This is a genomic window from Sphingomonas metalli (assembly GCF_014641735.1).
Lineage (GTDB): Bacteria > Pseudomonadota > Alphaproteobacteria > Sphingomonadales > Sphingomonadaceae > Sphingomonas > Sphingomonas metalli.
In genome coordinates, this window is sequence record NZ_BMIH01000002.1 from 596,116 (window position 1) to 615,031 (window position 18,916).

Annotated in this window: 18 protein-coding genes; 8 read left to right on the forward strand and 10 right to left on the reverse strand. The window is 69.8% G+C overall.

The features are described from left to right. Positions 1 to 44 precede the first annotated feature (44 nt). The 4 genes from IEX18_RS08945 to IEX18_RS08960 form a co-directional block, all read right to left on the reverse strand. Complete coding sequence (locus IEX18_RS08945) at positions 45 to 1,286, reverse strand: CaiB/BaiF CoA transferase family protein (RefSeq protein ID WP_188658363.1); 1,242 nt, start codon at positions 1,284 to 1,286, stop codon at positions 45 to 47. A 230-nt stretch (positions 1,287 to 1,516) separates the two neighbouring features. Further along, the gene (gene serA / locus IEX18_RS08950; RefSeq protein ID WP_188658364.1) at positions 1,517 to 3,094 is read right to left on the reverse strand and encodes a phosphoglycerate dehydrogenase; all 1,578 of its coding nucleotides are present in this window, start codon (positions 3,092 to 3,094) and stop codon (positions 1,517 to 1,519) included. A 100-nt stretch (positions 3,095 to 3,194) separates the two neighbouring features. Then, the gene (locus IEX18_RS08955; protein ID WP_188658365.1) at positions 3,195 to 4,349 is read right to left on the reverse strand and encodes a phosphoserine transaminase; all 1,155 of its coding nucleotides are present in this window, start codon (positions 4,347 to 4,349) and stop codon (positions 3,195 to 3,197) included. Between the two features lie 67 nt (positions 4,350 to 4,416). Continuing rightward, positions 4,417 to 5,451 carry an acyltransferase family protein gene (locus tag IEX18_RS08960; protein ID WP_188658366.1) on the reverse strand — a complete coding sequence of 345 codons (1,035 nt, stop codon included), beginning with the start codon at positions 5,449 to 5,451 and terminating at the stop codon, positions 4,417 to 4,419. 124 nt (positions 5,452 to 5,575) lie between these two features. On the opposite strand from IEX18_RS08960, the gene IEX18_RS08965 reads away from it, so the two are divergent. Together IEX18_RS08965 and IEX18_RS08970 are read left to right on the forward strand one after the other, a co-directional pair. After that, positions 5,576 to 6,208: an extensin family protein gene (locus tag IEX18_RS08965; protein ID WP_188658367.1), complete on the forward strand. Its 633-nt coding sequence runs from the start codon at positions 5,576 to 5,578 to the stop codon at positions 6,206 to 6,208. 65 nt (positions 6,209 to 6,273) lie between these two features. Beyond that, complete coding sequence (locus IEX18_RS08970; protein ID WP_188658368.1) at positions 6,274 to 7,146, forward strand: LOG family protein; 873 nt, start codon at positions 6,274 to 6,276, stop codon at positions 7,144 to 7,146. A 184-nt stretch (positions 7,147 to 7,330) separates the two neighbouring features. Here IEX18_RS08970 and IEX18_RS08975 read toward each other — a convergent pair whose 3' ends face one another. Both IEX18_RS08975 and IEX18_RS08980 read right to left on the reverse strand, forming a co-directional pair. Beyond that, positions 7,331 to 7,828 (reverse strand): GAF domain-containing protein, encoded by a 498-nt coding sequence (locus IEX18_RS08975; protein WP_188658369.1) that lies wholly within the window; start codon positions 7,826 to 7,828, stop codon positions 7,331 to 7,333. A gap of 87 nt (positions 7,829 to 7,915) precedes the next feature. Beyond that, positions 7,916 to 8,617 (reverse strand): c-type cytochrome, encoded by a 702-nt coding sequence (locus IEX18_RS08980; RefSeq protein WP_188658370.1) that lies wholly within the window; start codon positions 8,615 to 8,617, stop codon positions 7,916 to 7,918. Positions 8,618 to 8,731: 114 nt separating this feature from the next. Between IEX18_RS08980 and IEX18_RS08985 the strand changes: the two genes are divergently transcribed. After that, positions 8,732 to 9,622 carry a prephenate dehydratase gene (locus IEX18_RS08985; protein ID WP_188658371.1) on the forward strand — a complete coding sequence of 297 codons (891 nt, stop codon included), beginning with the start codon at positions 8,732 to 8,734 and terminating at the stop codon, positions 9,620 to 9,622. 13 nt (positions 9,623 to 9,635) lie between these two features. Here IEX18_RS08985 and IEX18_RS08990 read toward each other — a convergent pair whose 3' ends face one another. Genes IEX18_RS08990 through IEX18_RS18600 form a run of 4 tightly spaced genes read right to left on the reverse strand, consistent with a single transcriptional unit; the run spans position 9,636 to position 13,362 of the window. Beyond that, positions 9,636 to 9,890: a hypothetical protein gene (locus IEX18_RS08990; protein WP_188658372.1), complete on the reverse strand. Its 255-nt coding sequence runs from the start codon at positions 9,888 to 9,890 to the stop codon at positions 9,636 to 9,638. A 51-nt stretch (positions 9,891 to 9,941) separates the two neighbouring features. After that, positions 9,942 to 10,805 carry an NAD(+) diphosphatase gene (gene nudC, locus IEX18_RS08995; protein WP_188658373.1) on the reverse strand — a complete coding sequence of 288 codons (864 nt, stop codon included), beginning with the start codon at positions 10,803 to 10,805 and terminating at the stop codon, positions 9,942 to 9,944. Continuing rightward, positions 10,802 to 12,148 carry a serine hydrolase domain-containing protein gene (locus IEX18_RS09000; protein WP_188658374.1) on the reverse strand — a complete coding sequence of 449 codons (1,347 nt, stop codon included), beginning with the start codon at positions 12,146 to 12,148 and terminating at the stop codon, positions 10,802 to 10,804. The genes nudC and IEX18_RS09000 overlap by 4 nt, the downstream gene beginning before the upstream one ends. Beyond that, the gene (locus IEX18_RS18600) at positions 12,145 to 13,362 is read right to left on the reverse strand and encodes an A/G-specific adenine glycosylase (RefSeq protein WP_229664466.1); all 1,218 of its coding nucleotides are present in this window, start codon (positions 13,360 to 13,362) and stop codon (positions 12,145 to 12,147) included. Before IEX18_RS18600 ends, IEX18_RS09000 begins: the two co-directional genes overlap by 4 nt. A 26-nt stretch (positions 13,363 to 13,388) precedes the next feature. Between IEX18_RS18600 and IEX18_RS09015 the strand changes: the two genes are divergently transcribed. The 5 genes from IEX18_RS09015 (at position 13,389) to IEX18_RS09035 (ending at position 18,568) form a co-directional block, all read left to right on the forward strand. Then, complete coding sequence (locus tag IEX18_RS09015; protein ID WP_229664467.1) at positions 13,389 to 13,910, forward strand: DUF721 domain-containing protein; 522 nt, start codon at positions 13,389 to 13,391, stop codon at positions 13,908 to 13,910. Continuing rightward, positions 13,910 to 14,590, forward strand: a complete 681-nt coding sequence (locus IEX18_RS09020) for a DsbA family protein (RefSeq protein ID WP_188658376.1) — start codon at positions 13,910 to 13,912, stop codon at positions 14,588 to 14,590. The genes IEX18_RS09015 and IEX18_RS09020 overlap by 1 nt, the downstream gene beginning before the upstream one ends. 41 nt (positions 14,591 to 14,631) lie before the next feature. Next, positions 14,632 to 15,369 (forward strand): thioredoxin domain-containing protein, encoded by a 738-nt coding sequence (locus IEX18_RS09025; RefSeq protein WP_188658378.1) that lies wholly within the window; start codon positions 14,632 to 14,634, stop codon positions 15,367 to 15,369. A gap of 282 nt (positions 15,370 to 15,651) precedes the next feature. Then, positions 15,652 to 16,899, forward strand: coding sequence for a putative DNA modification/repair radical SAM protein (locus IEX18_RS09030; RefSeq protein WP_188658379.1), 1,248 nt, complete (start codon positions 15,652 to 15,654; stop codon positions 16,897 to 16,899). 268 nt (positions 16,900 to 17,167) lie between these two features. Next, on the forward strand, positions 17,168 to 18,568 hold the full coding sequence (locus IEX18_RS09035; protein WP_188658381.1) for a UdgX family uracil-DNA binding protein: 1,401 nt from the start codon (positions 17,168 to 17,170) through the stop codon (positions 18,566 to 18,568). The last annotated feature ends 348 nt before the right edge of the window (positions 18,569 to 18,916 follow it).

Consider the following 18,916-nt stretch of genomic DNA (forward strand, 5'->3'; position numbering starts at 1 on the left):
CGGCTATGCTCCTGCGCCGCCAGCGAGCGGCGTGCAAGCGCGGCTCATGCCGTGATCGTTCCCGCCGCGGCGAGCGCGTCGATCCGCGCCGCGTCGAGCCCGAGCCAGTCGTGGAGCGCGGCGCGGCCACGCTCGCCGAGGCGCGGCGGCGGGGTGCGGCAGGTGGCCGGCGTAGCCGAGAGCTTGGCCGGGAAGGCGACGGAGGGGATGGCGACCCCGTCCTCGCGGACGAAGCGGTGGACGGTCTCGCGCGCGGCGATCACCGGATCGGCGAAGACCTGCGCGATCGAATTGACCGGCCCGGCGGGGACGCCGCAGGCGGAGAGCCGCGCGATCAGGGCCGCGCCGTCCTCGTCCCCGACCGCCTGCTGGACGATCGCCTCGATCGCGTCGCGGTTGAGGAGGCGCAGCCGCGCGGTGGCGAAGCGGGGATCGTCGGCGAGTTCGGGGCGTCCCAGCTCGCGGCAGAGAGAACGGAACTGGCCGTCATTGCCGACCGCGATGACGATCGTCGCGCCGCCGGCCACGGTGAAGGTGCGGTAGGGAACGACCGTGGGGTGCCGGTTGCCGAGCCGCCCCGGATCGATCCCCCCGACCAGCCAGTTCATCGCCTGGTTGGCGAGCATCGCCACCTGCGTGTCGAGCAGCGACAGGTCGATATGCTGGCCCTCCCCCGTCCGCTCGGCATGGCGGAGCGCGGCGAGGATGCTGGTCGCCGCGTACATCCCGGTCGACAGGTCCGCCATCGCCACGCCCGCGCGCAGCGGCCCGCCGCCCGCCTCGCCGGTGATGCTCATGAAGCCCCCCATGGCCTGGGCGACGAAGTCGTAGCCGGGCCGGTCGGCATAGGGGCCGGTTTGGCCGAAACCGGTGATCGAGCAATAGACGAGCCGCGGATTGGCCGCGCGCAGGCTGGCATGATCGAGCCCGTAGCGGGCCAGGCCGCCGACCTTGAAGTTCTCGACCAGTATATCGGCCTTGCCGGCGAGGTCGCGGACCAGCGCGGCACCGGCGGGATCGGCGAGGTCGATCGCCACCGACCGCTTGTTGCGGTTGCAGGCGAGGTAATAGGCGCTCTCGCCGCGCTCCTCGACGCCGTCGGCATCGGCGAGGAAGGGCGGTCCCCAGGCCCTTGTGTCGTCGCCGCGGCCCGGCTGCTCGACCTTGAGCACGTCCGCGCCCAGATCGGCGAGCGCCTGGGTCGCCCAGGGACCCGCGAGCACCCGCGACAGGTCGAGCACGCGCACCCCGGCCAGCGCCATGGCGGGTCCGGCGGGGTGGGTCATGCGAAGGCTCCTGCGACACTGTGAGCCGCTGGCCTAGGGCAAGACGGGGTGAAGTTGAACCATCCCTCGCCGCGGGGGTGGCGAAGCGATCCGGGACCACGCGCAGGCCACTGGATCGCTTCGCCTTGCTCGCTTGGACGGGCCGACTTCACGTCATCGTCCGTCCGGGCGGATGGGCGGTGCCGAGACCAAACGCTTGATCCTCCCCCGGGCGGGGGAGGATCGGAGTGTCAGAAGGACAGGCCCATGGCGGTCTTCACGCCCGGCAGCGCCTTCACGCGGGCGAGCAGCTCCGCAGTGACAGGCTCGTCGACCGACAGGAGCAGCACCGCTTCGCCGCCCGCCTGACGGCGGCCGAGATGGAAGGTGCCGATATTGACCCCCGCCTCGCCGAGCAGCGTGCCGAGCCGGCCGATGAAGCCCGGCGCGTCCTCGTTGACGACATAGAGCATCTGGCCGGCGATATCGGCCTCCACCTTCACCCCGAACAGCTCGACGAGGCGCGGGCTCTGGTCGCCGAACAGCGTGCCGACCACCGAGCGCTCGCCGTCGCTGGTCCGCACCGCGGCACGGACGAGGGTGTGATAGTCGCCCTCGCGCTCCGAGCGGATCTCGCGCACCTCGATGCCGCGATCGCGGGCGAGGAGCGGCGCGTTGACCATGTTCACCGTGGCCGTCTGGGTCCGCAGGAAGCCGGCGAGCACCGCGCTGGTGATCGGCTTCTGGTTCAGCTCCGCCGCCGCGCCTTCGGTATGGACCGAGATGCGGTCGATCGCGCCGGTCGACAGCTGGCCGATCAGGCTGCCGAGCCTCTCGGCCAGCGCCATGTACGGCTTCAGCTTGGGCGCTTCCTCGGCCGACAGGCTGGGCATGTTGAGCGCGTTGGTGACGCCGCCCGAGACGAGGAAATCGGCCATCTGCTCGGCGACCTGGATCGCGACATTGACCTGCGCCTCGGTGGTCGACGCGCCCAGATGCGGGGTGGAGATGAAATTGGGCGTGTTGAACAGCGGGCTGTCCTTGGCCGGTTCGGTGACGAACACGTCGAGCGCGGCGCCGGCGATGTGGCCCGAATCGAGCCCTTCCTTCAGCGCCGCCTCGTCGATCAGCCCGCCGCGCGCGCAGTTGATGATCCGCACGCCCTTCTTGGTCTTGGCGAGGTTCTCGGCGGACAGGATGTTGCGCGTCTGGTCGGTCAGCGGCGTGTGGAGCGTGATGAAGTCGGCGCGGGCGAGCAGCTCGTCCAGCGTCACCTTCTCCACCCCGATCTCCAGCGCGCGCTCGGGCGTCAGGAAGGGATCGAAGGCGACGACCTTCATCTTCAGCCCGCGCGCCCGGTCGGCGACGATGGAGCCGATATTGCCCGCACCGATCAGGCCGAGCGTCTTGCTGGTCAGCTCGACGCCCATGAAACGGTTCTTCTCCCACTTGCCCGCCTGGGTCGAGGCGTCGGCCTCCGGCAGCTGGCGGGCGAGCGCGAACATCAGCGCGATGGCGTGTTCGGCGGTGGTGATCGAGTTGCCGAAGGGGGTGTTCATCACCACCACGCCCTTGGCGCTCGCGGCGGGGATGTCGACATTGTCGACGCCGATCCCGGCGCGGCCGACGACCTTCAGATTGGTCGCGTGCTCCAGAATCTCCCTGGTGACCTTGGTCGCGCTGCGGATGGCGAGGCCGTCATACTGGCCGATGATCGCCTTCAGCTCGTCCGGCGTCTTGCCGGTGATCTCGTCCACCTCGACCCCGCGCTCGCGGAAGATCTGGGCGGCCTTGGGGTCCATTTTGTCGCTGATGAGAACTTTGGGCATTTTACACCTCGTCACCCCAGCGCAGGCTGGGGTCTTGTGCCGCGAGGGCACCGATTACGGAAAAAGACCCCAGCCTTCGCTGGGGTGACAGAATCGAAGGTCAGGCCGCCTTGGCGGTCGCGTAGGCCCAGTCGAGCCACGGCCCGAGCGCCTCGATATCGGTGGTATCGACGGTCGCGCCGCACCAGATGCGCAGCCCCGGCGGAGCGTCGCGATAGCCGGCGACGTCGAAGGCCGCGCCTTCCTTCTCGAGCAGGCCGGCCATCGTCTTGATGAACGCCTCGTCGGCGCCCTCGACCGTCAGGCAGACGCTGGTCTTCGACCGGGTGGCCGGATCGGCGGCGAGATGGCCGAGCCAGTCGCGCGCCTCGACGATCCGGTCGAGCGCCGCGGCATTCGCATCGGAGCGCGCGATCAGGCCGCGCTCGCCCAGGCCCTTGGCCCATTCGAGGCTGAAAATCGCATCCTCGACCGCGAGCATCGAAGGCGTGTTGATCGTCTCGCCCTTGAACACGCCCTCGGCGAGCTTGCCCTTCGACACGAGGCGGAACACCTTGGGCAGCGGCCAGGCGGGGGTGTAGCTTTCCAGCCGCTCGACCGCGCGGGGGCCGAGGATCAGCACGCCATGCGCGCCCTCGCCGCCCAGCACCTTCTGCCAGCTGAAGGTCGCGACGTCGATCTTCGCCCAGTCGATGTCATAGGCGAACACGCCCGACGTGGCGTCGGCGAAGGACAGGCCCTCGCGATCCGCCGGAATGAAGTCCGCGTTCGGCACGCGGACGCCGCTGGTCGTGCCGTTCCAGGTGAACAGCACGTCGTTCGACCAGTCGATGGCGCCGAGATCGGGCAGCTGGCCGTAATCGGCGCGGATCACGGTGGGATCGATCTTCAGCTGCTTGACCGCGTCGGTCACCCAGCCCTCGCCGAAGCTCTCCCAGGCGAGCGCGGTGACGGGGCGGGCGCCCAGCATCGTCCACATCGCCATCTCGAACGCGCCGGTGTCGGAGCCGGGGACGATGCCGATGCGGTGGGTATCGGGCAGACCGAGCAGCTCGCGCATCAGGTCGATGCAATATTGTAGACGCTGCTTGCCGAGCTTGGAGCGGTGCGAACGGCCCAGCGACTGGCTCGCCAGCTTCGACGCATCCCAGCCGGGAGGCTTGGCGCAGGGACCGGAGCTGAAGAAGGGGCGAGCCGGCTTGGTGCCCGGCTTGGTCGCACCCCGAACGTCGGGTGCGGTGGCGGTATCCGTCAATGTATCTCTCCTTACAGAGAGCGCGCGCCGCGTTGGGACGGCGTGGCCCGCCGACGGCCTTAGCGGGTCAGAGGCCCCTGTCAATCCGCGCCGGCCGCTGGCCCAGCCGCGCCGTCAGCCATCTGCGCACCGGCCGGTCGTACCAGCGGTCGAGCGCGAGGGCGAGCAGCACGACACCGGCGCCGATCGCCAGCCCCGGCCAGGGCGCATAGTCCTTGGGCTGCACATGCAGGACGGTCGAGGCCCGTTCGACCAGCTGCAGGATCGGAATATGGATGACGTAGAGCGGGTAGGAGACGATGCCCAGCACCTCGAAGGCGCGGCCGCCGCGCGGCTCGATCGCGGCCGAAAGCCAGATCACCAGCGGGAAGAGCAGGATGATGGTGACCAGCTCGCCGGCGACGCCGTCGACCCCGTAGAGCAAGGGGAGCGTCGCGATCGGTGCCAGCCACGCCCAGCGGCTGTGCCGCGCCTGTCCCGTCCAGAGGCGCCGGATGAGGATACCCATGACGAACGCGAAGACGACGCGCACCCCGCCGATCCAGCCATAGGTCCAATAGGCACCGTAACCCGTTGTACCATAGGCGTGGCCGACGACGATCAGCGCCAGTGCGCCGGCGATCGCCACCGGGATCAGGACGGGCACGCGCCAGTACCGCCATGTCGCCGCATAGACGATGTTGATCGCGATCTCGAACATCAGCGACCATGCCGGATAGTTGAAGGGGACAAGCATCGCATCATCGGCCCAGGTGGGCGACGGCAACAGCAGCGTGCCGGCGATCACCGCTTTGGCATAGCCCGTCGCATCCAGATTGCCGGCGCCGGCGACCAGACTTATCCCGGCGGCCAACGCACCGATGCCAAAGCCGAAGATATAGAGGGGATAGAGGCGGATATAGCGAGCGACGACGAACCGCCCGACGCTCATGTCAGTGGCCAGGCGGTTGCCATAGGCATGATCGATGACGAAGCCGCTGAGCATGAAGAACAGGTCCACCGCCAGATAGGCATGCGGCAGATGGATCGGCGCCAGGAACGGAAAGGCATGAAGGGTGAAGACGCTCAAGGCCGCGACGCCGCGCACGGCGTCCATCGTCATGTATCTGCTGTTCACCAACTGAATTCGCCCCCAAATCCGTCGAATTGGCGGCTACATAGCAGAGCAATCCTGATCAATGATTACCGCTCGTGAAACCAGATCGCGCGAGGGCCGATGCAGGGGAATGCTGTCGCTCCTCCTGCTGCTCGCCGCCTGCGGCCGGTCGCCCTCGCCGGCGCCGCCGCTGATCACCCGCGAGCCGCTGAGGCCGCCGGTGGCGGAGACGGCGCAGTGCCAGGCGGACCTGCGGCGCGAGGGCGTCGACTATCGCGCGCTGCCGGCGCAGGATTTCGGGCAGGGCTGCGGCCTCTATGGCGCGGTGCAGCTGACCGATATCGGGGTGCCGGTGACCGGGGTGACGGCGATGCGCTGCGGCAATGCCCGTGCCTTCGCCACCTGGGTGCGCAATGCCGTGGCGCCGGCGGCCTGGCAGATCCTCGGATCGCCGCTCGCGCGGGTGGAGGGGATGGGCACCTATGCCTGCCGCAACATCGTCGGCACGCGCGGCATGGGCGACCGCCGGTCGGGCCATGCGCTGGCCAATGCGGTCGACATCGGCGGCTTCGTGCTGAAGGACGGGCGGCGGATCACGATTCTCGCCGACTGGAACAGCCCCGATCCCGCCGTGCACCGCTTCCTGCGGACCATCCATGCCTCCGCCTGCAAGCGCTACGGCACGGTGCTGTCGCCCGACTATAACGCCGCGCACCGCAATCACCTGCACCTCGAGGACGACAACGCGCATTTCTGCCGATGACGGCTGTGCGGACGGAGGCATCGCTGACCCTAGCGTGTCACGAAATCTTGCTCTAACTCCCTCGGATGACTGATACCCGAGTTCCCGCCCGCGTTTTCCCCCGTGCCAGCCAGGACGCCGAAAGCGCCAAGACCGTCGTCTCCACCCCCCAGACCGAGAGCCCGGCCTACAAGCTGGCGTTCCAGGACATGGACTTCCTGCTGCGCGAGGATCTGCGGCCGGTCCGCTTCCAGCTCGAATTGCTGAAGCCGCAACTGCTGCTCGACGAGGCGAAGATCGCCTCCACCTTCGTCTTCTACGGCTCGGCGCGCATCCCGGAGCCGGCCAAGGCGCACGCGCTGCTGGAGATGGCGAGCGACGACGCCTCGCGCGCGATCGCGGAGCGGCTGGTGGCGAAGAGCCGGTATTACGACGTCGCCCGCGAGCTGGCGCAGATCGTCAGCCGCATCCCGCGCGACGAGGCGGGGCGGCGGCACTTCGTCGTCTGCTCGGGCGGCGGCCCGTCGATCATGGAGGCGGCCAATCGCGGCGCGGCCGATGTCGGCGCGGAGTCGGTTGGCCTCAACATCGTGCTGCCGCACGAACAGGCGCCCAATCCCTATGTCACGCCGGCGCTCAGCCTGCAGTTCCACTATTTCGCGCTGCGCAAGATGCACTTCCTGCTCCATGCGCGCGCACTGGCGGCCTTTCCGGGCGGCTTCGGCACGTTCGACGAGCTGTTCGAACTGCTGACGCTGATCCAGACCGGCAAGATCGCGCCGATCCCGGTGCTGCTGTTCGGCCGCGAATTCTGGGAGCGGGTCGTGAACTTCGACGCGCTGGTCGAGGAAGGCGTGGTGTCGCAGCGCGACCTCAAGATCTTCACCTATGTCGAGACGGCGGAAGAGGCCTGGGACGTGGTGCGCGCCTTCTACGACGAGCAGGCGAAACAGGGGTGATGGGGGCTTGGGGCTGAGTGGCGAGGCGCTTGTGCAAGAGTGACCTTCCCGCCTTTTCCGTCATCCCCGCAAAGACGAGAATCCATATTCCCTGACGTTCGTGGGCAATGCGGACGGCTCCCGCGAGTCGGGATTCCCGCTTTCGCGGGAATGACGGACAGGACGGGGTTCGCCCCTTACCGCCTCACCGCGCCTGCCGCGCCGCGCCGCTCCAGCGATGGCGTTCGAGCAGTTCGACCGCGCGGGCGGCGAGGGCGGAGAGCATGCGCTGCTCGCGGGTGGTCACCTCCGCGCGTGGCTGCGGATCGAAGACGCAGACGGTGCCGAGCCGCTCGCGGTTGAGCGCACGGATCGGCGCGGCGGCGTAGAAGCGGACGAAGGGCGGACCGAGAACGAAGGCGTTGCGCGCGAAAAGCCGGTGCAGCCGCGCATCGGGCACGACCATCACTTCGTCGGACTCGATGGTATGGGTGCAGAAACTGTCGGCGCGCGCGACGCCCACGCCGTCGACACCGAACCGCGCCTTATACCATTGCCGGTCCTCGTTGATGAACGACACGACCGCATGGCGACAGCGCAGCTCCCGGGCGGCGTCGAACGCGATGGCATCGAATCCGGCCTCGGGCGGGGTGTCCATCACCCCATAGCTTCTGAGCGTCGCCAGTCGGTTGTCTTCACCCATCTGCCGCTTCCCTGCCCGTCCCCGGCAGGGACCCTAAGGGCGGGCCCGCTTACAACCGGTTAAAGACGAAGCCGGACCGGCCTCACCTCACTCGCTGCGGGCACCCTTGCGGGCGGCCGCCGGATCGACCGAAGGCGCGCCGCTTGCCGGGGTGCCGGTGTTGGCGATGTCGCCCGTCTCGGCCTTGGTATCCTCGGCCACCGCATTGGCCGCGGCGGCGACATTGCCGCCCGCGTCGGCGGCCGGTGCCTCGCCCGCGGCCGGGGCGGCCGGCAGCGGCAGGTTGGAGCCCTGGCTGTTCAGATAGGCGATGACATTGGCACGATCCTGCGGGTTGGACAGGCCGGCAAAGGTCATCTTGGTGCCGTTGGCGAACTTGCGCGGGCTGGTCAGCCAGGCGTTCATCGCGTCGAAGGTCCAGGTGCCGCCGACCGCCTTCAGCGCGTCGGAGAAGGCGAAGCCGGCCTTGCCCTGCGCGATCGCCTCGCCCAGCGTGGCGTAGAGATTGGGGCCGATGCCGTTGGCGCCGCCCTGGTTGATCGTGTGGCAGGCGGCGCACTTCTTGAAGACCTCGGCGCCCTTGGCCGGATCGGCGGTGGCGAGCAGCGTGGCGATCGGCACCTCGGCCGCGCCGCCGCCGGCGCCGGCTTCCTCGACGCCCTCGATCGCATAGCCCATCTTCTCGGGCCGGTGCCCGTCGAAGATCATGCCGCCGACGATGGCGGTCCCCAGCGCGACGATCCCCGCCCCCAGAGCCCAGCCGGCGATCGTGTTGGTCTTCAGATCCATAATCCGCCCCAGAATGTCGTTCCCAACCCCTTAGGGTCGGCCGCGCCCGACCGCAAGCGGCCGTGGCCGCGGTGCTTGACCCCGGGGCCGGCCAGCGTCCACAGACCCGGCCCCATGCAGAATTTCGCCGCCCCCGCCCGCGCGCTCGTCTCCGCCATGGCTGAAGCGGCCGCCGCCGCGCCCGAACGGACCGTCGCCTTTCAGGGGGCGCCGGGCGCCAACAGCCATGTCGCGGTGCGCGAGGCGTTCCCGGACGGGCTGCCCCTGCCCTGTTTCGACTTCGCCGACGCGCTCGACGCGGTGAAGGACGGCCGCGCCGACTGCGCGATGATCCCGATCGAGAACTCGCTCCACGGCCGGGTCGCCGACATGCACTTCCTCCTGCCCGAATCGGGGCTGGTCATCACGGCGGAGCATTTCCTGCCGATCCGCCACGCGCTGATGGCGGCCGGGCCGATGGCTGGTATCCGCCAGGCGATGAGCCATCCCCAGGCGCTGGGCCAGTGCCGCCACTGGTTGCGCGCGCACGGGATCGAGCCGGTCGCCTATCCCGACACCGCGGGCGCGGCGGCGATGGTGGCGGAGCTCGGCGATCCGGCGGTCGCGGCGCTCGCCCCGCCGGGTGCTGCCGAGCTCTACGGGCTGGACCTGCTGGCCACCGACATCGCCGATGCCGACCACAACACGACCCGCTTCGTCACCCTGGCCCGCGGCGGCCGGCCGCCGGCGGGCGACGGGCCGTGGATGACGACGCTGATCTTCGAGGTGAAGAACGTGCCCGCCGCCCTCTACAAGGCGATGGGCGGCTTCGCGACCAACGGCGTCAACATGACCAAGCTGGAGAGCTACCAGCGCGGCGGCAGCTTCGCCGCGACCGAATTCTACGCCGATGTCGAGGGCAAGCCGGGCGAGCCCGGTTTCGACCGGGCGGTGGAGGAGCTGGGCTTCCACTCCAAATGGGTGCGGCTGCTCGGCACCTATCGCCAGGCGCGCAGGCGGGGCTAGCACGTCCTCGCCGCTAGCGCGTCGGCGGGGGTTCGTTCACGCCGGCGCGGGTCTCGCCCGTGGCCATGTCGACCGTGTGGCGGGTCATCATCGCGAAGCCGGCGCCGAAGAGCGGGACGAGGGTCAGGATCGCCCAGACCAGGGCGGCACGGCGCGAGGTGAGGCGGCGGGTGCGATGCAGCCAGATCCCGATCGCCGCCAGTACGACCGAGCCGGCCACGCAGATCAGCAGAACTGCGAGGATCGGACTGTCCGTGCCTTCACCCATGATTGTAACTCCCTGCAATCGCGAGCTTTAACGCGAAAGTCGGGCGGGGGTTCAGCCAGCCCAGCGCGCCAGCAGCGTATGCGCGATCGCATAGGGCGGCGGCGCCACGAAGCGGCCGGGTTCACCGGCGAGCGCGGCGCGCACCTCCTCGCGGGTGACCCAGATCGCATCCTCCAGCTCGGCACGGTCGATCGACAGCGCCGGGTCGAGCGCGGTGGCGGTGCAGGCGATCATCAGCTGCGACGGGAAAGGCCAGGGCTGGCTGGCGACGTAGCGGACCTCGGCAACGGGAACGCCGGTCTCTTCCAGCACCTCCCGCGCGACCGCCTCCTCGATCGACTCGGCGGGCTCGACGAAGCCGGCCAGCGCCGAATAGCGGCCCGCGGGCCAGTTGCGGCCGCGACCGAGCAGCGCGCGGCCGTCATGCTCGGCGAGCATGATGACGACGGGGTCGACGCGCGGGAAATGATCGGCGCCGCAGGCGGAGCATTGCCGCCCCCAGCCTGCGCGGAACGGATCGGTGGGGGTGCCGCAATTGGCGCAGAAGCGATGCCGCGCGTGCCAGTCGATCAGGCTGCGCGCGGCGGCGTAGATCGCCGCCTCGCCCGGCCGGAGCGCGGCGAGGAGCGCCATCAGCTCCGGACTGCGCATCGCGGGCGCGGTGCCGGTGGCGGGCGCGGTCGGCAGCGCGGCGACATGCGCGCGGCCGTCGATCAGGCCGAGCAGGATCGGCTGCGCCTCCGCCGGGAAGTCGGCCATGCCGGTCCAGGCCAGCCCGCCCGCGCCGTCGGTCCGCGGCATCAGCGCGTCGAGGCGAAGCAGCCGCGCCTCCGGCAGCAGCGCGGCCAGCGCATCCGGATCGTGGCGCAGCCGGTCGGCGCGGTCGAGCGGATTGCCGGTGAAGCCGAGGATCATCGCGGGCCGGTCGGCGTGCCGTGAAGACGCATCGAGTCCTTCATCAGCGCGGCGACGACCGCCTGCCGCAGCGGGTAGCGATCGGAAGGGAAGTAGTTGACCATGATCGTGCCCCGCACCTTGTGGACGGGATCGACCCAGGCGACCGTGCCCGCCGCGCCACCCCATCCATAGGTGCCCTTGCCCGGAAAGCCGCCGGGGCCGTCGGCGAGATAGACCGAGCCGCCCGCGCCGAAGCCCATCGGCACCGCCGCATTGGTGCCGCCGGTCCCGCCATCGACCCCGCCAAAGGTGACGTCGGCCGGCAGCAGGTTCGACATGGCGAGCCGCACCGTTTCGGGCTTCATCACCCGCGCGCCCTCCAGCGTGCCCCCGTCGAGCAGCATATGGAGGAACCGGTCATAGTCGCGAGCCGACATGACCAGCCCCGCGCCGCCATAGGGGAAGCTGGGCGGCGACAGCCAGGCGGAGGTCGCACCGGGATCGATCGGCGAGCGGACATCGCCGGTGAAGACGTAGTTGGTGGCGAGGCGCGGCGCGGCGGAGGCGGGCACCGTCCAGTAGCTGGAGGTCATCCCGAGCGGCGTGAACAGCCGGGCCTGGACGAACCGCTCGAACGGCATGCCGCTCGCCTTCTCGACCACTGCGGCGAGCACGTCGAGGCCGATCGAATAGCTCCATTTCGTCCCCGGCTCGGCGATCAGCGGCAGGGTGGCGACACGCGCGGCGAACTCCTGCAGCGTCCTGGGGCGGGTCGGCCGCACCTGCGCCTCGACGGTCGCGTTCGACGCGAATGGGACGATGCCCAGCCGCTCATATTCCTTGAGCAGCGGCCCCTTGGTGATGATCGAATAGCCGAGGCCCGCGGTATGGGTGAGAAGGTGGCGGACGGTGATCGGCGTTTTCGCCGGCACCGAGTCGAGGCTGGCATCCGGACGGGTCAGCACGCGCATCTTCGCGAAACCGGGAAAGAAGTCGCTGATCGGCTGGTCGAGCCGCAGCTTGCCGTCTTCGACCAGGATCATCGCCGCCATGGCGGTGACCGGCTTGGTCATCGAATAGACGCGCCACAGCGTGTCGGCATCGGCGCGCGGAGCGTTGGCGTCGTCGGCGATCCGGCCTGCGGCGGGAAACAGCGTGGGATGGTCGCCCACGCCGAAGGCGCCGACAATGCCCGGCATCTTGTCGTCGCGGACATAGGCGTCGAACAGCGCCTGCGTGTTCGGCAGGAAGGCGGCGACCGACGGTGCGGCGGCGGGCGGCGGCGGGGCCGCGGCCTGCTGCGCGGCCAGCGGCGCGGCGAGGAGCGACAGGATCAGCGGGGCGGCGACGAGCGTCTTCATCGGTCACTCTCCATGACGGCCCGGGCGGCCTTGGCGAACAGGGTCGGCAGACCCGCCGCCTCGAGATCGGCGAGCGGCCACCACTCCCCCTCTCCGTGCGGCACCCCGCGCCCGACCGCAAGCGCGAGCGTGAGGTCGAAATGGGTGAAGCCGTGCGCGACGGTCTCGGGCAGGACGCGCCACTCGGTGTCGGCGGGGGCGTCGTCGAGCGCGGGCGCGGCCTCGACCCACGGCCCGGTCGGCAGCGCGCGCATCCCGCCGAGCAGCCCGCGCGGCGGCCGGCGGACGAGCCAGATCTCGCGCGCCTGATCCTCTCGCGACACAAGAGCCGTCATGCCGGGCTCGTCCCGGCATCCACCGACCCGCATAGGCTCAGGCTGGCGAGTCTGGGGAACCGTGGACCCCGGAACAAGTCCGGGGTGATGGCTGGACTGGCGCGCGCGCGCCGACACGCCGGGCGATGTCGGGGACGGAATGTCGACGGGCCGTTCCAGCCAGAAGATCGTGCCGTGCCGCTGCGGCCGCGCCTTCTTCGCCGCCTTGACCGGCAGGCGCTCGGGATCGCCTGCGGCGAAGGCGCGGCAGTCTTCGCGCAGCGGGCAGAGGAGGCAGCGCGGGCGGCGCGGGGTGCAGATCGTCGCGCCGAGGTCCATCATCGCCTGCGCGAAATCACCCGCCCGCACGTCCGGCGTGATCGTGTCGGCGGCGGCCCGGATCGCAGGCCGGGCGGCAGGGAGCGGCGTGTCGATCGCGAAGAGGCGTGCGACCACCCGCTCGACATTGGCGTCGACCACCACCGCCCGCTCGCCGAACGCGATCGCCGCCACGGCGGCGGCAGTATAGGCGCCGAGTCCCGGCAGCGCGCGCAGGCCCGCTTCGGTCGCCGGAAAGCGGCCGCCATGATCGTGCGCGACGGCGCGCGCCGCCTTCACCAGATTGCGCGCCCGGGCATAATAGCCGAGCCCCGCCCAGGCGGCCATGATCTCCGCGTCGGTCGCGGCGGCGAGCGCGTCGATCGTCGGCCAGCGCGCGGTCCACTCGCGGAACCGGGGCGTGACCGCGGCGACGGTGGTCTGCTGGAGCATCACCTCCGACAGCCAGACGCGATAGGGGTCCGCCGCCTCGCACGGACGGGCGCGCCACGGCAGGATGCGGGCGTTGGCGTCGTACCAGTGCAGCAGCTTGGCGGGTACAGAAGATCGCTTGGCGTCCACCCGGCCGCTATGGCATGGGACTGGGAATGAGCAAGCGCCTCCGCGCCCCCCAAAAGGCGAGCGAACCCGTCCGCGCCAACCGCCCGCGCGCCGTGTCGGAACTGCTGCCGGCGGTCGGCGGCGCGGCATTCCGGCGATTCGGCTTCGTCCAGTCCTCGGTGGTCAGCCGCTGGCCCGAGATCGTCGGCGAGAAGCTGGCGCGCGCCTGCGCACCCGAATCGATCCGCTTTCCCATGGGTCAGAAGCAGGACGGTACGCTGACGCTGACGGTGCGCGGCGCGCATGCGGTGATGATCCAGCACATCCTGCCCGACATCGTCGAGCGGGTGAACCGCTTCTTCGGCTATCCGGCGGTCGCGCGCGTCCAGATCCGGCAGGGCGAGGTGGCGGGCGCCGCCGCGCCGCGACGCGCGCCGCCCGGCCTTCGCGCCATGCCCGCAGAGATGGGCGAGGGGCTGAAGACGATCGCCGATCCGGAGCTGCGCGCCGTGCTCGAATCCCTCGCCGCCGGGGTCGCGGCGACCCGTGCCCTGCCGAAGGTTTCGTGATGCGCCCGATCCATGCCGTCGTTCTCGCCGCCGCCGGCCTGGCGGGGCTCGCCGCCGCCGCGCCGGCGGCGCGCGACTGGAGCCGGGTGGCGGCGATGAAGCCCGATGGCGCCTATGTCATCGGCAATCCCGCGGCGAAGGTGAAGCTGGTCGAATGGGCGAGCTACACCTGCCCGCATTGCGGCCATTTCGCGGTCCAGTCGGCGCCCGTCCTAAAGGACCGGATGATCCGCTCCGGCTCGACCAGCCTCGAGGTGCGGCACATGGTCCGCGATCCGATCGACCTTGCCGCGGCGACGATCGTGCGGTGCGGCGGGGCGGCGCGGTTCGCGGCGACGCACCTCGCCATGTTCGCGGGGCAGGAGAAATGGATGGCGACCGCGCAGACCTATCTGTCGACCAATGCGGAGCGGCTCAACGCCCTGCCCCGCCCGCAGGCGCTGCGCCAGCTGGCGGACGGGATCGGCCTGTCGGCGATCGGGCGCGCGCAGGGGCTGACCGAGCCGCAGATCGCCGCCTGTTTCGCCAATGCCGCCGCGACCGACAAGCTGCTGGCCCTGACCGCCTCCGCGCCTGCCGAGGTGACCAGCACCCCCACCTTCTTCCTCAACGGCAAGCTGCTGCCGCCGGGCAGCTGGGCCGACGTCCAGCCGCAGCTCGTCGCCGCCGGCGCCCGCTGACCCTCTTCCGCCCGCTGCAATCCGCCTCTGGAGTTTTCGTGATGAAGGCTGTTTTCCCGATCCTCTTTGCCGCCGCCGCGCTGACCGCCTGTTCGGGCAGCGGCGACGCCAATGGCAGCGCCCCCGCCGCCGCTCCGGTCGCCGCGGTGCCCGCGCCCGCCGGCAAGAGCTGGACCGAGGTCGTGACCAAGACCGAGGAAGGCTATCGGATGGGCAATCCGAACGCGCCGATCAAGCTGGTCGAATATGGCGCCCGCTCCTGCCCGACCTGCGGCGCCTTCGCGCGCGAGGGCTTCCAGCCGCTGACCGAGAAATATGTCGCGAGCGGCAAGGTCAGCTTCGAGTTCCGCGACTTCCTGGTGCATGGCGCGCCCGATCTGGCGCTGGCCCTGCTGGGTACCTGCGGCGATCCGGCGACCTTCTTCCCGATCCTCGAACAGACCTATGCCAATCAGAACCAGTTCCTCGACAAGCTGCAGGGCCTGACTCCGCAGCAGCAGCAGACGATCCAGGGCCAGCCGCCGCTGCAGGCGATCACCACCATCGCCGACGCGATCGGCGCGGTCGATTTCGTCAAGCAGCGCGGCATTCCGGAGGCGAAGGCCCGCCAGTGCCTGTCAAACCAGGCGAAGATGGATGCCGTCGCCAAGCCGACCGAGACGGCGAGCGCGGCCGGCACGGTGACTGGTACGCCGACTTTCATCCTCAACGGCGAGACGGTGCCGAACGTGGTGCGCTGGTCGCAGCTCGAAGAGGCGCTGAAGCGCGCGGGGGCGTAAGCGGGGCGCGCGGCGTCGCAAGGCGTCTGCGAAGGTCACCGCGGCGACTTCCAATCGTCATCCCGGACCTGTTCCGGGATCCACGGTTCCGCAAACTAACGGGTTAGGCGCTTGCGGTGCCGTGGATGCCGGAACAAGTCCGGCATGACGGGGGCGACCTTCGCACAAGTCTTGTCTGTACCCGCGCCGGGGCCGGCACGGCCGTTCACCCATGTAACCTCGCCCGGAATAACCGGCCTTTCCAACCTTGTCCGCCTCGCCCCCGGAACGTATATCGAACGGATGGCGCAGCTCGATACCCGCGAGAAGCTGGCGATCCTGGCGGACGCGGCGAAGTACGATGCGTCCTGCGCGTCGTCGGGAACGGCCAAGCGCAACTCGGCGGACGGCAAGGGGATCGGATCGACCGAGGGGATGGGCATCTGCCATGCCTATGCCCCCGATGGTCGCTGTATCTCGCTCCTGAAGATCCTGCTGACCAACAGCTGCATCTTCGACTGCCACTATTGCATTAATCGCAAGAGCTCGAACGTCCGCCGCGCGCGCTTCACCGCGGACGAAGTGGTGGAGCTGACCCTCGCCTTCTACCGGCGCAACTATATCGAGGGGCTGTTCCTGTCGTCGGGCATCATCCGGTCGCCCGACTATACGATGGAGCAGCTGGTCGAGGTCGCGCGGAGCCTGCGCGAGGATCATCATTTCCGCGGCTATATCCACCTCAAGACGATCCCCGATGCCGATCCCGAGCTGGTGCGGCTGGCGGGGGTTCATGCCGATCGCGTGTCGATCAACGTCGAGCTGCCGACCGCCGGCGGGCTGAAGCGGCTCGCACCCGAAAAGGACGGGGCGCGGATCGAGGGCGCGATGGCGGACGTGAAGGCGTCGATCGCCGACAGCCGCGATGCGACCAGGAAGTACAAGTCCGCCCCCCGCTTCGCGCCCGCCGGCCAGTCGACCCAGATGATCGTCGGCGCCGATGCCGCGACCGACGGCGATATCGTGAAGCGCGCCTCCACGCTCTACGACCGGTTCGGGCTGCGGCGGGTCTATTATTCGGCCTTCAGCCCGATTCCCGATGCCAGCGCGGTGCTGCCGCTGCGCCGTCCGCCGCTGATGCGCGAGCACCGGCTCTACCAGTCGGACTGGCTGATGCGCTTCTACGACTATCGCCCCGACGAGGTGGTGGCGGCGGCCGATCCGTCGACGGGGATGCTGCCGCTCGACATCGATCCGAAGCTCGCCTGGGCGCTCAGGTTTCGCGACCGCTTTCCCATCGATATCAACCGGGCGCCGCGCGAGATGCTGTTGCGGGTACCGGGACTGGGGGTGAAGGCGGTCAATGCGATCCTGACCAGCCGGCGCTGGCGGCGGCTGCGGCTGGACGACGTGGCGCGACTGACCGTGTCGGTGACGAAGATCCGGCCCTTCATCGTCGCGGAAGACTGGCGGCCGGTGATGCTGACCGACCGCGCCGACCTGAAGCCGCTGGTGACGCCCAAGCGCGAGCAGCTGGAGCTGTTTGCCGCTTGAAGGCCTCCAGCGTCGTCGCCTCGACCCAGGCTGGGGCCTTGCGTGGCTATGGCGCTCACAGTCAGTTCGTCATGCCGGACTCGTTCCGGCATCCACGGTTCCGCAAATGCTCAGGCCATTGATCTTGCGGCACGGTGGATCCCGGAACACGTCCGGGATGACGAGTGAAAGAGGGCGGTGTTGCGAGCTTTGCCAAGGTCCTGCCTTCGCCGGGATGACGGTTGCCGTCGTGCAACCTTGTCCCCCGCTCGAACGATGACCCCGCACCATGCGCGTCGTGACGATTCCCGAGCCCGATGACTTCGATGCCTGGCGTGACGCCGCACGCGATCTCGCCGCCGCGTCGGTGCCGCCGGACGATGTGGTGTGGCAGGTGGGCGACGTGCCGACCGACCTGTTCGCGGGTGAAAGCAACACGCGCGCGCTGCCGGGCGCGGCACCGGCGTTCGGCGTCCCGCGCGCCTTTCTCGACCTGGCGCGCTCGGCGATCCTGTCGCGCGAGCCGGAGCGGTTCGCGCTGCTCTATACGCTGCTGACCCGACTGCGACGCGAGCCCAAGCTGATGGAGGACCGCGCCGACCGGCTCGTCCGCCGGCTCGAGGAGATGGCCAAGGCGGTGCGCCGCGATATCCACAAGATGCGCGCCTTTCTGCGCTTCCGCGAGGTCGCCGAGGAGGGCGGGAGCCGCTACGTCGCGTGGTTCGAGCCGGAGCATCACATCGTCCGCGCCAATGCGGCCTTCTTCGTCAATCGCTTCGCGTCGATGCGCTGGTCGATCCTGACGCCCGAGCTATCGCTTCACTGGGACGGCAAGGCACTGGCGCAGGGGCCGGGCGCGACCCGCGGCGACGCGCCGGAGGGCGATCCGACCGAGGAGGTGTGGAAGACCTATTATGCCAGCATCTTCAATCCCGCCCGGCTGAAGGTCGGCGCGATGCTGAAGGAGATGCCGCGCAAATACTGGAAGAACATGCCGGAAACCGCGCTGGTCCCCGAATTGCTGGCCGGCGCACAGGCACGGGAGGCGCAGATGATCGACACGGCGCGGACGGCGGCCCCTTCGCCCAAGGGCACCAACAGCATGGCGGCTTGGCAGGCGCTGCGCGAGGAGGCGCTGGGCTGCACCCGCTGCCCGCTCTACGCGCCGGCCACGCAGACGGTGTTCGGCGAGGGGCCGATCGATGCCGAGATGATGATCGTCGGCGAGCAGCCGGGCGACCAGGAGGATCTGGCGGGGCGGCCCTTTGTCGGGCCGGCGGGGCAGGTCTTCGACCGGGCGATGGCGGCGGCGGAGGTCGACCGGACGCGCGTCTACGTCACCAATGCGGTCAAGCACTTCAAGTTCGAGCCGCGCGGCAAGCGGCGCATTCATGCCAAGCCCGGCACCGGCGAGATCGAGGCGTGCCGCTGGTGGATCGGGCAGGAACTGGCGCTGGTCCGCCCGCGCATGACGGTGGCGATGGGCGCGACCGCGGCGCGATCGCTGTTCGGGCGGACGATGACCATCTCGCGCGAACGCGGCCGGGTGCTCGACCTGCCGGACGGCGGGGCGGCATGGATCACGGTGCATCCGAGCTACCTCTTGCGCCTCCCCGACAAGGTGCAGGCGGAGGAGGAGTTCGCGCGGTTCGTCGAGGATCTGCGGGCGGCGGCGAAGGTAGTGGCGTAAGGGATCGGGGTTCGCGCGGAGGCGCGGAGGCGCGGAGGTGTTGCGATCGGGGTCGTTTGCGTACTTGCCTTCCGTCACCCAGGCGAAGGCGAGACCTCTGTGAAAGTCGTACCGTCATGCCGGACCTGTTCCGGCATCCACGGCACCGCAAGCGCTCGAGCTCTAGGTTTGCGGAACGGTGGATCCCGGAACAGGTCCGGGATGACGAGTGAAGGGGGTCGCCGTCGCGCCTTTCGAAGGCCAAAGTCACGAAGAGCCGTTCAACAGCGGAAAACCGCAGCCACGCCTGCACCGCCGGTGAACGACCCCGTCACGCCGGATTAAAGGCGCGTTTACCATAAGGAGCGG

Coding starts and splice junctions, on each gene's coding strand:
- IEX18_RS08990 (WP_188658372.1), bottom strand. CDS start 9,890: ATGGGTGAAGGCACGGACAGTCCGATCCTCGCAGTTCTGCTGATCTGC.
- IEX18_RS08960 (WP_188658366.1), bottom strand. CDS start 5,451: ATGACGATGGACGCCGTGCGCGGCGTCGCGGCCTTGAGCGTCTTCACC.
- IEX18_RS08965 (WP_188658367.1), top strand. CDS start 5,576: ATGCTGTCGCTCCTCCTGCTGCTCGCCGCCTGCGGCCGGTCGCCCTCG.
- IEX18_RS09035 (WP_188658381.1), top strand. CDS start 17,168: ATGCGCGTCGTGACGATTCCCGAGCCCGATGACTTCGATGCCTGGCGT.
- IEX18_RS09030 (WP_188658379.1), top strand. CDS start 15,652: ATGGCGCAGCTCGATACCCGCGAGAAGCTGGCGATCCTGGCGGACGCG.
- IEX18_RS08980 (WP_188658370.1), bottom strand. CDS start 8,617: ATGGATCTGAAGACCAACACGATCGCCGGCTGGGCTCTGGGGGCGGGG.
- IEX18_RS09025 (WP_188658378.1), top strand. CDS start 14,632: ATGAAGGCTGTTTTCCCGATCCTCTTTGCCGCCGCCGCGCTGACCGCC.
- IEX18_RS09020 (WP_188658376.1), top strand. CDS start 13,910: ATGCGCCCGATCCATGCCGTCGTTCTCGCCGCCGCCGGCCTGGCGGGG.
- IEX18_RS09000 (WP_188658374.1), bottom strand. CDS start 12,148: ATGAAGACGCTCGTCGCCGCCCCGCTGATCCTGTCGCTCCTCGCCGCG.
- IEX18_RS09015 (WP_229664467.1), top strand. CDS start 13,389: ATGAGCAAGCGCCTCCGCGCCCCCCAAAAGGCGAGCGAACCCGTCCGC.
- IEX18_RS08945 (WP_188658363.1), bottom strand. CDS start 1,286: ATGACCCACCCCGCCGGACCCGCCATGGCGCTGGCCGGGGTGCGCGTG.
- serA (WP_188658364.1), bottom strand. CDS start 3,094: ATGCCCAAAGTTCTCATCAGCGACAAAATGGACCCCAAGGCCGCCCAG.
- IEX18_RS08985 (WP_188658371.1), top strand. CDS start 8,732: ATGCAGAATTTCGCCGCCCCCGCCCGCGCGCTCGTCTCCGCCATGGCT.
- nudC (WP_188658373.1), bottom strand. CDS start 10,805: ATGATCCTCGGCTTCACCGGCAATCCGCTCGACCGCGCCGACCGGCTG.
- IEX18_RS08975 (WP_188658369.1), bottom strand. CDS start 7,828: ATGGGTGAAGACAACCGACTGGCGACGCTCAGAAGCTATGGGGTGATG.
- IEX18_RS08970 (WP_188658368.1), top strand. CDS start 6,274: ATGACTGATACCCGAGTTCCCGCCCGCGTTTTCCCCCGTGCCAGCCAG.